General features: G+C 45.6%; 10 protein-coding genes. 4 read left to right on the forward strand and 6 right to left on the reverse strand.

The window, feature by feature from the left end:
* Positions 1–112: 112 nt before the first annotated feature.
* Positions 113–3,046, reverse strand: a complete 2,934-nt coding sequence (locus AABK40_RS10650) for an FAD-binding and (Fe-S)-binding domain-containing protein (protein ID WP_338397030.1) — start codon at positions 3,044–3,046, stop codon at positions 113–115.
* Between the two features lie 248 nt (positions 3,047–3,294).
* Here AABK40_RS10650 and AABK40_RS10655 point away from each other — a divergent pair, with 248 nt between their 5' ends.
* The gene (locus AABK40_RS10655) at positions 3,295–3,768 is read left to right on the forward strand and encodes a C40 family peptidase (protein ID WP_332919978.1); all 474 of its coding nucleotides are present in this window, start codon (positions 3,295–3,297) and stop codon (positions 3,766–3,768) included.
* Here the strand turns inward: AABK40_RS10655 and AABK40_RS10660 are convergent.
* A complete protein-coding gene (locus tag AABK40_RS10660; protein WP_338397031.1) occupies positions 3,765–7,034 on the reverse strand; it encodes a SpoIIE family protein phosphatase in 3,270 nt (1,089 codons plus the stop codon). The two genes, AABK40_RS10655 and AABK40_RS10660, sit on opposite strands and share 4 nt — an antisense overlap.
* A 427-nt stretch (positions 7,035–7,461) precedes the next feature.
* On the opposite strand from AABK40_RS10660, the gene AABK40_RS10665 reads away from it, so the two are divergent.
* Positions 7,462–8,649 carry an FKBP-type peptidyl-prolyl cis-trans isomerase gene (locus AABK40_RS10665; protein ID WP_338397032.1) on the forward strand — a complete coding sequence of 396 codons (1,188 nt, stop codon included), beginning with the start codon at positions 7,462–7,464 and terminating at the stop codon, positions 8,647–8,649.
* Between the two features lie 90 nt (positions 8,650–8,739).
* On the forward strand, positions 8,740–9,876 hold the full coding sequence (locus tag AABK40_RS10670) for a THUMP domain-containing class I SAM-dependent RNA methyltransferase (protein ID WP_332919981.1): 1,137 nt from the start codon (positions 8,740–8,742) through the stop codon (positions 9,874–9,876).
* Positions 9,877–10,138: 262 nt separating this feature from the next.
* Here the strand turns inward: AABK40_RS10670 and AABK40_RS10675 are convergent, their stop codons facing one another.
* The 4 genes from AABK40_RS10675 to AABK40_RS10690 form a co-directional block, all read right to left on the reverse strand.
* Positions 10,139–10,375, reverse strand: a complete 237-nt coding sequence (locus AABK40_RS10675; protein WP_332919982.1) for a hypothetical protein — start codon at positions 10,373–10,375, stop codon at positions 10,139–10,141.
* A gap of 116 nt (positions 10,376–10,491) precedes the next feature.
* On the reverse strand, positions 10,492–10,935 hold the full coding sequence (locus AABK40_RS10680; protein ID WP_338397033.1) for a cupin domain-containing protein: 444 nt from the start codon (positions 10,933–10,935) through the stop codon (positions 10,492–10,494).
* Between the two features lie 113 nt (positions 10,936–11,048).
* On the reverse strand, positions 11,049–11,915 hold the full coding sequence (gene purU / locus AABK40_RS10685) for a formyltetrahydrofolate deformylase (RefSeq protein ID WP_332919984.1): 867 nt from the start codon (positions 11,913–11,915) through the stop codon (positions 11,049–11,051).
* A 566-nt stretch (positions 11,916–12,481) separates the two neighbouring features.
* Complete coding sequence (locus tag AABK40_RS10690) at positions 12,482–13,693, reverse strand: bifunctional alpha/beta hydrolase/OsmC family protein (protein WP_338397034.1); 1,212 nt, start codon at positions 13,691–13,693, stop codon at positions 12,482–12,484.
* A 180-nt stretch (positions 13,694–13,873) separates the two neighbouring features.
* Here AABK40_RS10690 and AABK40_RS10695 point away from each other — a divergent pair, with 180 nt between their 5' ends.
* Positions 13,874–14,881: a YhdH/YhfP family quinone oxidoreductase gene (locus AABK40_RS10695; RefSeq protein WP_338397035.1), complete on the forward strand. Its 1,008-nt coding sequence runs from the start codon at positions 13,874–13,876 to the stop codon at positions 14,879–14,881.
* Positions 14,882–14,896: the final 15 nt, after the last annotated feature.

Here is a 14,896-nt window from a genome sequence, read left to right on the forward strand (position 1 = left end):
CTAAAACTGATCGTAGTTCGGGGACTACGACCAGTAAAGACTATCACGAGAGGGACTCTCGCGATAGCTTTAATTTTATCGTCCAAGCGCGACGCTTGAACGGTAAAATTTCTTAATCCAAAGCCTCATACAAAATCTCCACAGGGTGCTTGGCGTGACGGTCAGTTCCATCCTTAATTTGATGTCGGCAACTTGTTCCAGTCGCTGAAATCAAAACCTCTTCCGGTTGCTTTCTCACCGTTGGGAACAGCACCAATTCTCCGATCTGCATTGATAGTTCATAATGCTCTTTTTCATAACCGAAAGAGCCTGCCATTCCGCAACATCCTGAAGGGATAGACTCCACGGTGTAGTTGCTTGGAAAGGATAATATCCGCTTGGAAGGCACCAAACTCGCCACCGCCTTTTGCTGACAGTGCCCATGCAGTTTAACCTTTTTACTTTCTTTGGTAAAGCGACTTTTATCCACTTTCCCTGCTTCCATCAACTGATCAATGAACTCATCAATCATAAATACATTCTTTGCCAACTGCTCCGCCTGCTTGCGCATGGTGCCACGGGTCAGGTCGATATATTCATCGCGGAAAGACAAAATCGCTGAAGGTTCCAAACCCACCAAAGGCGTTTTATCATTCACCAATTTGGAGAAAATATTGATGTTCTTCTCCGCAAAAGCCTTCCCTTTTCTCAGGAAACCTTTCGACAGGTAAGCCCTTCCACTTGGGGCATGCTCCACCATCAACACCTCATAGCCCAGGGCTTCCAAAAGCTTAATCGCCGTTTGTCCGATATTGGTATCGTTATAATTGGTAAATTCATCGCAGAAGAAATACACCTGCCCATGAATCGCAGGGGTGCGTTGCTTCGGACGCTTATTGAACCAATCACGCAAAGTCACTTTATGTACCTTGGGAATACTGCGCTGAGGTGCGATGCCCGCCGTCGCCTTCACTATCGAAGAGGTGACCGAATTATCCACCATAAAGTTAAACAATGACGACACCTTCGATGCGAGGTGGTTGCTTTTATGAATATTGGCAATCATTCTTGAGCGCAAAGGCGCGCCATGCACATCGTAGTAGTTTTGCAGAAATTCCGCCTTCAGTTTACCAATATCCACATTGGATGGACATTCCGATTTACAGCCTTTGCAGGACAGACACAGATCCAAAACCTCTTTCAGCTCTTCGCTGTCAAAGCGGTTGGCATTGGTATTATTGTTCAAAACCTCCCGCAGAATATTCGCCCGCCCACGGGTAGAATGTTTTTCCTCACGGGTCGCCATATAACTCGGACACATGGTCCCGCCAGAAGCATGGGATTTCAGGCAGATGCCCGTTCCGTTACAGTTTTCTGCTGCCCGCACCACGCCGTGGGTAGAAGAAAAATCAAGCAGGGTTTCAATTTCTGGTGTTTCCTGTCCTGGCTCAAAACGCAGGCTTTCGTTCATCTTCGGCGTATCGACAATCTTGTTCGGATTGAAGATGCCCTTCGGATCCCACATGCGCTTGACCTCTTTGAGCAGGGCATAATTTTTTTGCCCGATCATCAGCGGAATAAACTCCCCGCGCAAACGGCCATCGCCATGCTCCCCACTTAATGAGCCATTATATTTTTTCACCAAATGGGCAATTTCCGTCGCAATTGTACGGAACATCTCATTCCCTTCTTTGGTCTTCAGGTTCAAAATCGGACGCAAATGCAACTCGCCTGAACCTGCATGGGCATAATGGACACAACTCAAGCCGTACTTGTCGAGTGTAACATTGAAATCGCGGATAAAGGCTGGCAAATCCTCCACATCAACGGCTGTATCCTCAATCACCGGTGCCGGTTTGGCATCGCCCGGCATATTCGACAACAAGCCCAAACCTGCCTTACGCAGCGACCACACCTTACCGCAGTCAGCTCCTTCAATCAGTGGGAAATGATAGCCCAAGCCTGCTTCCTTAAAGTCTGCCACCATCGCCTCATAAACCTGCTGCACTTCCTCCTTGGTATCTCGGGAAATATCCACCGCCAAAATTGCACCCGGCTCACCTTGCACAAAAAAGCGGTAAGGCGCATACATTTTACTGTTGGCGGTACACTCCAAAATAAACTGATCCATTAATTCTGAAGCCAGCACATCATGTTTCAGTGCGACCAAATTACCTTTCAGTGCCTCATCAACACTGTTAAAATGAAGTGCAACCAATGCTTGCTCCGTCGGGGGCAAAGGGGCACACTGCAAGGTAATTTCATAAATCAATGCCAGGGTTCCTTCTGATCCGGCAATCAATTTACAAAAGTTGAAATCATCTTTTCCAAAGGTATAAGGTGCCGTATCCAGGAGCATGTCAATGGCATAACCTGTGTTGCGACGTGGAATAGACGGCTTCGGGAACTCCTTCCTGATTTCCTCCTGATTGGCTTTATCGGAAAGCATGGCGTCCATACCGTGATATAAAGCGCCTTCAAGGGTTTTTAGCTGACATTTTTTCTCGAATTCCTCCCTGTTGAGGGCTGAAAAAGTGACATCAGAGCCATCAGCAAGAATAGCCTTCACCTCAATCAGCTGCTCACGGGTAGAGCCATAAACCACCGAATTGGATCCGCAGGAATTATTGCCCACCATTCCGCCGATCATGGCGCGGTTGGCCGTAGAGGTTTCCGGACCAAAATAAAGCTGTGAAGCTTTCAGGTGCATATTCAGCACATCGCGAATTACACCAGGCTGAACAGTCACCCGCTGATTTTCGGTATCTACAGAAAGGATGTCGGTGAACTTTTTGGAGACATCAACAATAATCCCCTTGCCGACCACCTGCCCGGCAAGTGAGGTTCCCGCCGTTCGGGGAATCAGTGGTACTTGATGCTGATCCGCAAATTTTACCAAAGTGAAAAGGTCCTCTTTATTTTCAGGGATTGCCACCGCAAGCGGAAGTTCTCGGTATGCTGAAGCATCAGTAGCATAAAGCTTGAGCATCAGGTCATCATAATATAATTGCCCCTGTAACTGCTCAGCAAGCACCGAAAGTAGTTGATTGTCCACCGTGTCCATCATTCAGAAATTCGATTTAATAGGTTTGGTATGCACTGGTATCAAAAATTATTGATACTGGGATATCATTGAATAGAATACCAATATATGAAAAATTAATGGGGTTTGATGTTTTAAATGCACATATCAGACGGTTTAGTTGCTGATTTAACAGGAAAAATGATGGATATTAAAAATCAAACAATCCTGTTCTTCCCCTTAATAAAATTATAAATTGCAACCGTAAAAGTATTCCCAATATTGATTTGAAGATGAGACAACAACTTCCCGTATTTTTTTGCCTGATAATTTTAGTGCTCGTGCTGGGCAGCTGCTCGGCCCGAAAAAAAGCCCGCAGCCGAAAAGTCAACACGATCATTCAAACAGCACGTTCCTATACGGGCACCCCTTACCGTTGGGGCGGCACCACCCGTGCGGGCATGGATTGCAGCGGCCTGCTGGTCAATTCCTTTCAGGCCGGCGGCATAAAGCTTCCGCGAACATCGCATGAACAAGCGAAACTGGGTAAAAAAGTAGGGATGAAGGAGTTGCAGAAAGGCGACCTTGTATTCTTTGCTACAGGAAAGAAGCGGCGGAAGATTACGCATGTCGGGATGGTAACCGGAAAAAAGGGAAAAGACAGGATCATGTTTATTCATTCTTCAAGCAGCCTGGGCGTGGTTGAGACCAATATTTATTCAAGCTATTTCAAGAAGCGGTTCCGGTATGGCCGAAGGGTCATTTAAAGCGTGAAACCGACAATGGTTACATCATCCACCTGTTCCTCGGCACGTTTCCATTGGTAAAAGGCATCGACAAATAATTTTTGGGACAGCACCACGCCCTGTTGGCTTTGCTGTTTCTGAATCAGTTGCTCGAGTTGCTTAAAGCCAAATTTACGATTACCCTCTCCACCAAACTGATCCGTCAGACCATCGGTAAAAAGGAAAAAACCTTCCGTTCCTTTATAGTCAAACTCCTGTTGTGTGTAAGGCGAAGCTCCCCGTAAATACTGTTCGCCAATCGATCGGCGAACCCCTTTTACTTTTAGCACCTGCCCACTTTGCAGCACCCATAAGGAACGGCGCGCACCCGCATATTTTATTTTTTTCCGCTTTCGGTCGATCTGCGCAAGGCCAAGCTCCATCCCCTCCTGAAGGTAGGGATTTTCATTTTTCATCAGCTTGCCAAACTCATGGTCAAGCCTCTCAAGAATTTCACAGGGCTCCTCCAGTCCGTAAAAATTAACGGTCTCCCGAATTAAGACGGTCGCAATAGAGGACACCAACGCCCCTGGTACCCCATGCCCTGTACAGTCGCCCACCACCATACAGCAGCGGCCCTCATCCAGGGGAATGATCATATAAAAATCGCCGCCAATGGTATCCTTGGGTGCAGAAAACACAAAGTGGTCAGCAAAATACTGTTGCAGCTCTTCTTCTCTCGGGCGGTTCATCCGCTGTAATTGTGCACCGTAGCGCATATCTCTGCTGATCTGCTCATTCTTTAGCGAAAGCACTTGTGCCTGCTCCCTGATGGCTTGGTTTTTCTCTTCCAGCAACTCATTTTTTCGGGCGATAGACCGGGTCCGCTCTTTTACTTTGTGCTCCAGCACTTTTTTCTCCCTTCGCAACTTATAGGAAAACCACTTTCCACTGATGATCATCAGACCGATTAATCCAAAGAAATAAAGCAGTAACATATACCACTTCCGGTAAAATGGCGGAAGAATGACAATGTTGAATTGCGTGGTTTCACTGGAATGCCCAAAGGTATTTTGTGATTGCAGATCAACCCTGTAAGCGCCTTCATAAAGGTGTTCAAGCACAATTTTATGATCGTAACTCCATTCCGACCAATGCGATTCACCACTAAAAAACCGCTTAGGTGCCGTGATGCGGTAACGGTATTTGTGGGGCATCATGTTCTCGCCAATCACTGAATAATTGACCCTCACCGGCAGGCTGTCATAAGGAATCGTTACCGTTTCGCTGAAAGTCGGCGACATATAGCGGGTGTAATCCCCATTCAGGTAATCAAGCCGTAAAACCCGAGGGCGAAATTCCCCGAAGGGAATATTGAACAGTTCGGTATTTACACTCAGCAAACCAATGCGCCCCCCAACCCAAACACGGCCATGATCAGAACCTCCGGCACCAGTGCGTATTGTGCCGAGGTTCAGCCCGTAAATCGAACGGCTTACCGGCACCATCTCTTTGCCGGTCCACTGGCCAATCCAGAAATAATCTTCCTCCGCAGAACGTTCACTGATCAATAATTTTTTCTCGGAAGGGCTCACTGGCAGCACAAAATTCACCCCTTTAAGCGGTGGATTTACCTGCTCAAAACGATCTTCCTCTTCCATAAAATGCCAAAAGCTATCCTCAGATTGAAACACATTTTCGCCTAACACTGGCGCCAACGACTGTTCGAAACCCAAGCCGGGATCAAAGCCTTCGGTGGCCCCAAAATACCGCTTACTGACTGCCAAGCCTTCATTCACCCCCCAGTGGAGCTTCAGCTCGGCCAGCTCCCCATTGGCGTGATTTACCCAAATACGGTAGGAACCATCGGGAAAAAGCGTACCGACAGTCAGCTGATTGGGCACTCCTTCCCATTGGGTTTCCTTCCACCGCTTGATGGCTTTGCCTCCCTTGAGCTGATAAACGACCACATAGTTACTGCGGGCGAGGCAAAGCCATTCGTTGCCCGCAAACTGAAAGATCAAAAAGTCCCGCAGGCGATTAGGTACCGACGGAATGCGCTCAATCTGTTGCCTCCTGACGCTCCAACGAAACAAACCTTCCTCTGTACTGATCACAATTCCCAGCTCCTTGCTTTCCTGAATGTCGTTGATCTTGCCGCTGTCATCAGAAAGAATCTCAATCCGCGGCATGTCTTGATCCGAATTTTCAATTATCCGCCCAAACTCCTGCTCTGTCCCAAAATAAAGGGTATCATCGCTCTGCCGGAAAATCTTCGTCACCATTCCCTTGTATTGATCACCCTCCTGAAAATGCTTGAAATTGACCCCATCGTTTCGCACCTGCACAATGGATTTAGAAGTGATGATCCACGAGATCCCACGGAAATCCACAAAAAGGTCATAGACCCGGTTGGAGCTCATCCCCTCCTTGCGCTCAATCCTCCGAACCACCGACTGCGACTTGATACTTAAATAAATGACCCCCCGATTACGGGTATAAATACCGATCAGCCCATTGCGGATTTTGGCACTTCCCTCAATACGCCCGAGCTTTTTAGGCAGGTCCCAATAGCTATGCTCACCCGTTTTAGGGTTTAAATCCATCACCCAGTCGTTTTGTCCATAGCGCCCAACAAGGATCAAATGCGATGGTGAAATTTCAATGACCCCCTCCACTTTATGGTCTTCCACATTGCGGATCGGAATCGGTAATTTTCGCCCGTAACGATACAACACCCACTTGTTGGGACTCTCAATAAATATCCCTGCTTTCAGGGGAAAGATATGCCGAATATATGGGCCAAGCTGAATCTCTGACCAGCTGCTGCGATCAATTTCGCGCATTAGCACCCGATGTTTCAGGTTGAAATAAACATTATTGCCCACCACGTAAGCATCCAAAACCTGCCGAAAGTGCTTCACACTGTCGGGCAATTCATTGAGAAAAGAATGGAAATGCATTTCCCCCTTTTGATCAAAGTCCATGCGGCCAATATCTCCTACGGCTCCGTAAAATACATGATCTGTGGATAGCGAAGAGGCGACGGTATTGATCTGTCGGGAATCGTTGGGGTTGAAATTCCGCCAATACATGCCGTCGAACATCAGGGCTCCCTTCTCATGGGCGAAAAACAGATAATGCCCTTTGTTCTGTGTAATGGCAAAACTTTCGGAATTGGCCTGAAAATCATGAATGGGCACGACTTCCTGCAGCATTTCAAAATTAATGCGTTGTGCTTTCAAAAGCCCCCCACCCCACAGGATTGTTATCAGAAAAAGTACACAGTATTGGGGCCATTTAATCATAAAAAAAGCTCAGGCATACACCCAAGCTTTGTATTACCACGAATGGTAATTTTCCCTTTTTTGATTAATCTGTCGTAAAAAAGGACAATTAATCCAAGTGGGCAAATCTTAGGCAATTTTTCTTAAATTATTTTTTTACTCCGAAAAAAACGATTAGTATTACTTCCTTTTTTGTCCTATAATCAAGGCTTTTAGTATCCGGTTTCGGCCCTGAACAAGGATTGCTTCAGCACTGGAAATTCACCATTGCACTAATGCTATAGGGTATTACTTTTATCGAGCCGCATTGTTTACCAATCCGTCCAAAAACTCCCCATACACCCTCCTGCGAATATATTCTATACCAATGTGCTTTTATTGTTTGCACCATCACGTGCAATTGGCTAACTTGCAGTATTGATCACAATTGTAAATCAACGAACTAAATATGCGCTTTTTAAAGCACTTCGCTTTTATTTTTGCACTATCAACAGTGCTTTTCGCTTGTTCCGAAAATCCTCGCCCTACGGAGAACGATGAACGCAACTCGCAACAAGACATCGAGATGGGCTTGTTCCTTCAGAAAAAATACCCTAACGAAGATTTCATAAAAATCAATCAGGGTGTTTATAAACATACAGATGTTGAGCCTTCAGCTGATGCTACACCTGCCGATGCCGGAAATGTGGTAGCCATTCAGTATGAACTTTACACCGTAGATCAAGACAATAATGGCCAGTTTGTTGATGGCCACTTAATTGAGAAACTTGTTCAGAATATCAACGGAAACGACACGACTTACACCAAAACATCGGTGGTCTTTTCTGATGCAGAAAGAGAGATTGTTAAGGAGGAAGATGATCCTTTTGTATATGGCCTGAACCAGGGCAACACTTTCCCTTCCACCTTCAGTGGTATTAGTGGCAACATTAAAGAAGGTGAAACAGCGACCTTTTTCTTTACTGGCCAGTTTGGTTACGGTCAGTATTCTTACCAAAAAATTGGTGTGGGCCGCTATCAGCCTGTCATGCTGAAAGTCACCATGACAAAGGTCTTTGATGAAGACAGCTTTGAGGCATTTGAGGACCGAAGAATTGTTAAGGAAATTCAGCGCGACAGTAAATACTGGGACAACGAAGGGATTAACTGGAAAGAGGTTGCGATTACCGAAAATGGTACGCACGTGATTACCTGGAACCGAGATACCCTTTCGGATACCGAAGATTCTATTCAGCGAAAAGCACAAGTAAAAGTGGACTACACCGGACGCTTATTCAAATTTGATTCACTGGTATTTGATACTTCAGTAAAAGATACTGCCGAACTTTACGACCTTGCCCCGCGCCAAACCTACGAACCTTTCGAGTTTGAAGTAGGTGTCGGAAGTGTAATTAACGGCTGGGATGAAGGTGTACAAAAAATGTTCCTGAACGAGATTGGCGTATTGTATATTCCTACCACTGCTGCATATGTGGCATCACCTGCAGGTGGGCGAATTGTAGTGCCAGAATTCCTGCGTGAAGACCTCAATGAAAACCCGAGCAATCCCGCAGGGCTCTCGAGTATCATTAAGCCTTATGACCCATTGAAATTTAATATGCACATCACCGAGGTGGATAATCCCTCGGAGGAGTAAAACATAATGAAAGGGTGTTGCTTTTAAAGTAACACCTTTTTTCTTTCCAGCATCACCAGCCCATTTGAATAGAATTGATTAAAAATTTATATGTCTGCACAAAAAATTGTCATCATCTGTGCTCCAAGAATGAGCGAAGTCGTTGCTCAGGAGGTTAGAGACTTGAACCTAAAAGTAGATTCAGTCGAAAGATTAAGTGTTACCCTATACGGGGACTTCAAAACGGCAATGAAACTCAACTTGCACCTGCGTTGTGCCAACCGCGTGTTACTTGAGGCAACAAGCTTTGAGGCCCATACGGCCAATGATCTTTACAAACACATCCGCAAGTTTGACTGGGAGATGTATATCCCGCTGACGGGCTATTTCACTATTGATTCCTATGTGCATAACGATACCATCCGTGATAATCGTTTTGCCAACCAGAAGATGAAGGATGCTATTGCAGACCGTTTCATGCGCGACTTTCAGAAACGCCCAGACTCGGGTTCTGACCGAAGCCGTACCTGCCTTTACCTGCACTGGGTAGAAAACCGCGCTCAGGTTTACTTTGATACCACCGGAGAAACCATTGCCAAACACGGTTACCGCATCAATCCATGGAAAGCACCTATGATTGAATCTTTGGCGGCAGCGGCGATTTTAAATTCCAAATGGAACAAGGAAAGCCACTTTATTAACCCAATGTGCGGATCAGGCACTTTGGCGATTGAAGCCGCACTGATTGCCCTGAATATTATTCCGGGAATGTTCCGTGAGAATTATGGATTTATGCACTTGCGCCAGTTCAGAAAAGATGATTTTGACCAACTGATGCAAGAGGCCATTGCCAATGAAAAGGATGCCCCAAGCCACATGCGTATTATCGCCAGTGACCACGACTCCAAGGCGCTTGATGCTGCACGTACTAATGCAGAAGAAGCGGGCGTTGATCACCTGATTGAGTTTGTACAGTGCGATTATGCAGAAGCAGAAGTACCTTACGGACCAGGGGTTGTGATTATGAACCCTGAGTATGGCGAACGCTTGGGCGAAGAAGAGGAACTGCTGCCTGTTTATCAGGGAATTGGAGATTTCTTCAAACAACAATGTGATGGCAAACGGGCCTATGTTTTCACAGGAAATATTCCTTTGGGAAAACGTATCGGTCTGCGGGCTTCGAGAAGAATAGAAATGCAAAACGGACGAATTGACTGTCGTCTGTTTGAATATGAAATGTACCGATAGGGTATTTTCAGCGCATCAAAATTTAACGGGGGGCTTCAGGCTTGCCCGTTTTTTTTTGCTGATTTTTTTTGGGGGGAGAAAAATAATGAAGGATAAATAGCGCCTCGACGCCCCATGAAAGGAAACCTTTAGGGGATAGTGAATGATGCAGGTAAGCATTACTGTACGTTGAGGCCACAAAATACCATTCTTAATTGTGACCTTCAGCAATGTAAAATTAATCGCTATTGATCCTCCATTAACACAAAGGCTGATCTTTAATTTAGATCAAAACCGGATCCGATAAGAAAATCCACTCCATTTTGAAATGTGCTTTGGACTTGGACTTAATTTTATTGAAGGTAGGCGCTAATACGACGGCTACCACTGCGCTGAGCAAGATAAAATAACCAATATTTACTTGCTCAAAAGAAAAATGCGAGATTGCCAGGCTGATTACATAAATCAAGGCAAAAGCGGAAAAATCAAATAGTCTGTACTTTACTTTACTGCTAAACATAAAAGGGTTGGTTCGTAAAACATATTTTGAACTGTCAGTGCAGTTCAGGAAAAAAGCATCCTAACCAAGGACCTCCTCACCAATTTCAGCCACCACAAGTGGACTTTAGTTTATCTTTATAAGAACCGCAAACCGTACCTGCCACATATTTCAGCCACCCGATCCAAATCAGGAGGCCCCTCAGGTAATTTTGCCAGTTCTTCAAACATCAATTCTATGCCGGCAGGAAAAACGCTCATCATCACTTTCGCATGCCCCTGCCCGGTTACTTTCCATGAATGTGGAACCCCACGAGGACAGAAAATCAAATCGCCGGCCTTTAAAGTTTGAGTTGCCCCACCGAGGGTCATTTCCACCTGCCCTGTCAGGAGGTGAAATACTTCATCCTCCCGTTCATGAACATGGGGCGGAATCCCCGCACCAGGCTCGTTGGTTTGCTCAATAAGGGTAAATTGCCCGTTGGTATGATCCCCTGAGAGTTTGATCACCTGCTGGTCTCCCATCACACGCCAAGATAGGCCTTCTCCTTTTCTGACAATCTTTGGTTGCTGTGCACTCATTTTATTATTGTATGGTTTCTCAATAATGAAACCACCACGCCAACAAAAGTTTAACTCAGCCCCCTGAAATGTCAATTACAGACACCCCAAAAGCTTGTTTATGAGCATTAAATTTAATCAAAAATTACCGTTTTATTCTCAAAAACAATCAATTTGTGCTTAATATGCTGACGTATAGCTCTTGAGAGCACAATTTTCTCGAGGTCCTTCCCTTTCCTGATCAGGTCGGCGACATCATCTTTATGACTGACCTTGGCAACATCCTGCTCAATGATCGGCCCCGCATCCAGGTCTTCTGTTACGTAATGGCTCGTCGCCCCGATAATTTTCACTCCTCTGTCATGTGCAGCATGGTAGGGTTTGGCCCCCACAAAGGCTGGCAGGAATGAGTGATGAATGTTGATGATTCGGTTAGGGAATTTCCTGATGAAGTCTGGTGGAATAATCTGCATATATCGAGCCAACACCAGAAAATCGCACTGGTATTCTTCGATCAGCGCCATTTGTTGTGCCTGCACTTCTGCTTTGTTCTCTTTATTCATTGGCAGAAAATGATAAGGAATATCGAACTGCCGTGCCACTTTCTCCAGGTTTTCATGATTACTGATGATCATCGGGATTTCCACGCGCCATTCCCCAGATTGCCAACGGTAGAGGATATCGTAAAGGCAGTGAGACATTTTGGACACAAACAACGCCATGCGTGGGGTACGGGAACTGAAATGCAGCTCGAAGGTGATGCCGTAACGCTTGGCAACAAGGGTGCTGAAATAATCCGCAAGTTGATCTTTGGGAACTAAAAAGCCTGCAATCTCAAAAGAAACCCGCATAAAAAAGCGAGAGGTGGCACTGTCTACATGCTGATCGAGGGAGATAACATTCCCCTGGTTTTCATCTATAAATCGACTGACGGCCGCCACTATTCCCTGCTGATCGGAGCAATGCATCAGAAAAATGGCGTGTTCGTTCGGGTTATTCATATCGGTTGAGTTGAATTAAAATACGGTGATTTACCAAATATATAGCATACAATGCAATTGGCAATGAATTTCACATCAATCACGCTTATTTATAATGAATATTTCATATCAGCGGACCGTCTCCACTACAGCAATACTATTTCTCAAAAAAACTTTCAGGCAAATTCAGTCGCATGACCAAAAGGGACTAATGACGCACACCTGAATACCGCATGATTTTTTTACTGCCAATAAATCATCATTAGGTCGGGATGTTATGGAGGACTGAAAACTCATACTACAACCTGTAAATAACGCACACTTTTCTTAATGGCCCCTTCATCAAAAAGAATAGTAAAGTGTCTGTGAATTTGCGATATCCGATTGACGAAATAAAAAGATCTGCGGAAATCTGTATCACCTTTGGACAATACAAAATCGCGCAATAATTGGGAGTGGCACCATTAATCTCATTGTCATGATGAACTGCTGTTACACCCCATAATAATGCCCCCTTATTTTCCTCAATGCTTGCGCCAAGCAGGGCGCTCCGAGGCTTATCAGGGGAACCCGAACAAGAGATATCACTATTCCTCTTTAAGTTCCGTGTACACGACCACCTTATGATGCAATGTTTTATGCACAGGACATTTATCGGCAATTTCGACCATCCTTGCACGTTGCTGAGGGGTGAGCGATGGGCCTGAAATTTCCAGCTTTCTTTCAAAAACGTCCACCTTTTCTTCTTCCCCCTGCTCGGTAACCATCCTGCGTTTTTCATGCTGAACAAAAACCTTCACGCCCTCCAGCGGCAACTCCTTTCGGTCAGCATACATTCTTAACGTCATGGCAGTACAGGTACCTAAAGCGGCATTCAGCAAATCGTAAGGCGACGGTCCGAGGCCTCCACCACCAACGCTTTCGGGCTCATCCGCAATAAATTGCATACCCGCAGTGGCCACTTTACTCTTGTATTTTGTCGTCCCGATACTCACCACCGTTTCCCCCGCTGGTGCAGTGGGCATATCCTTTTCAGGCAGCAGGTCCGATGCCCATGCACCGATCATCTTGCCGGCAAAACCAGCATGTTGGGGCGCTGTCAAGAGGTGGTCGGCACCATCAAGAGAGATAAAGCTTTTGGGATGATGCAGCACCTCGTAGATTTTCTGCGCCTCGTCAATACCCACAATATTATCCTGTGGAGCATGTAAGATCAGTGCTTTCTTTCCCCGCATATTGGCCAGCTGATCATGCAATTTGAAAGTATTGATGTCCTCAAGAAACTGTTCCTTCAGCAAAAATGGACGTCCGCCGATGCTCACTTTCGCCACCCCTTGCGCCTGCAGTTTTTGCTGATCCCCTTCAGAAATTAATGCCGCCACATGATCCGGTGTTGCTGGCGCGCCGATGGTTGCGATCGCCTTCACACTTTCAAGCTGGGTGGCTGCCATTAACGAGGCTGTTCCGCCAAGAGAATGCCCTACCAATAACACAGGCGCCTGATAATGCTGATCGAGGTAATCACTTGCGGCAAGCAAATCAGCCACATTAGAGGAAAAATTGGTCTCCGAAAAATCCCCCTCCGACTGCCCCAAACCAGTAAAGTCAAACCTCAGCACCCCAAAGCCCAGGGCCGTGAGCTGCTCGGTAATCACCTGAATAGGCTTGAGATTTTTACTACAGGTAAAACAATGTGCAAACAAGGCAAAAGCAGCTGCCTGCTTACCTGTGGGCAAATCGAGCACCGCTGCAAGGGTTGCTCCATCTTTATTGTCAAATTCTATTTTCTGGCTTTTCATTGGATGCCGTTTTCATAAAAATATACTATTTCTTGTCCTAACGTTTAGTTTGGCCAAATAATTATCGTAAACTAAAATACAATTCAAGAAACAAAGTTCTAAATTATTGCATTTCCTTAATAGGTAGGTACGAATCTTGATGTTGTACTATTTTTATAAACAAAGTCAAAAGAAAAAATTATGAGTAATTGGAGTGAAAGCCTGACGTTCAAAGCTGTTCGTATTTCATTGGATGATGAAGGTAAAGCATCCCGCGCAATTGTAGAGCGCAAAGCACCTGAATTGCCAGAAGGGGAAGTGCTGATCAAGGTGAAATATGCGGCATTAAATTTTAAGGATGGACTTTCTGCCAATGGTAATAAAGGAGTGACGAGAAATTTCCCGCATACACCTGGCATTGATGCCGCAGGTACAGTTGTAGAAAGTACCCATGGTGACATAAAGGCGGGAGACGAAGTGATTGTAACAAGTTATGATCTGGGAATGAACACCGATGGTGCTTTTGCGGAGTACATCTCTGTTCCTGCGGAATGGGTATTACCATTACCATCATCAATGAGTATGAAAGAAAGCATGATCATTGGTACTGCTGGCCTGACAGCAGGGATTGGTTTGTGGAAAATGGAACAAGGGGGGCAAAAACCTGAAAATGGAAAAATCCTGATTACTGGAGCTACGGGCGGTGTTGGCTCGTTGGCGGTAAGTATTTTCAGTAAGGCAGGCTATACTGTGGCGGCTTCCACGGGAAAAATGGAAGAGGCCGATTACCTGAAATCGCTGGGTGCTGAGGAAGTTATTGACCGCAATACCCTGAGCGAAGAAAACAAACGCCCAATGCTGAAGCCTGCTTTTGGCGGTGCTTATGATACCGTGGGCGGAACAACGCTGAGCAATGTACTGAAGCAAGTAGGCTATGGCGCCAATGTTGCAATTTGCGGTATGGTTACAGGACCTAATTTTGACGCCAATGTCTTTCCATTCATCTTGAGAAACATCAACCTGTTGGGGGTAGATTCTGCGGAATTACCACTGAAATGGCGTAAAATTGTATGGGAAAATCTTGCTAACGACTGGAAACCAACGAACCTGGAAGAAATTGCCAAGGTGGTTACTTTGGAAGAAATTGATCCTTATTTTGATGCCATTCTTAAAGGAGAGGTAAAAGGTCGTGTATTGGTAGCGTTTTAATCAATAGAAATTACC

It is taken from the genome of Persicobacter psychrovividus (genome assembly GCF_036492425.1).
GTDB classification, from domain to species: Bacteria; Bacteroidota; Bacteroidia; order Cytophagales; family Cyclobacteriaceae; genus Persicobacter; species Persicobacter psychrovividus.

Coding starts and splice junctions, on each gene's coding strand:
- AABK40_RS10660 (WP_338397031.1), bottom strand. CDS start 7,034: ATGATTAAATGGCCCCAATACTGTGTACTTTTTCTGATAACAATCCTG.
- purU (WP_332919984.1), bottom strand. CDS start 11,915: ATGAATAACCCGAACGAACACGCCATTTTTCTGATGCATTGCTCCGAT.
- AABK40_RS10650 (WP_338397030.1), bottom strand. CDS start 3,046: ATGATGGACACGGTGGACAATCAACTACTTTCGGTGCTTGCTGAGCAG.
- AABK40_RS10690 (WP_338397034.1), bottom strand. CDS start 13,693: ATGAAAAGCCAGAAAATAGAATTTGACAATAAAGATGGAGCAACCCTT.
- AABK40_RS10675 (WP_332919982.1), bottom strand. CDS start 10,375: ATGTTTAGCAGTAAAGTAAAGTACAGACTATTTGATTTTTCCGCTTTT.
- AABK40_RS10665 (WP_338397032.1), top strand. CDS start 7,462: ATGCGCTTTTTAAAGCACTTCGCTTTTATTTTTGCACTATCAACAGTG.
- AABK40_RS10655 (WP_332919978.1), top strand. CDS start 3,295: ATGAGACAACAACTTCCCGTATTTTTTTGCCTGATAATTTTAGTGCTC.
- AABK40_RS10670 (WP_332919981.1), top strand. CDS start 8,740: ATGTCTGCACAAAAAATTGTCATCATCTGTGCTCCAAGAATGAGCGAA.
- AABK40_RS10680 (WP_338397033.1), bottom strand. CDS start 10,935: ATGAGTGCACAGCAACCAAAGATTGTCAGAAAAGGAGAAGGCCTATCT.
- AABK40_RS10695 (WP_338397035.1), top strand. CDS start 13,874: ATGAGTAATTGGAGTGAAAGCCTGACGTTCAAAGCTGTTCGTATTTCA.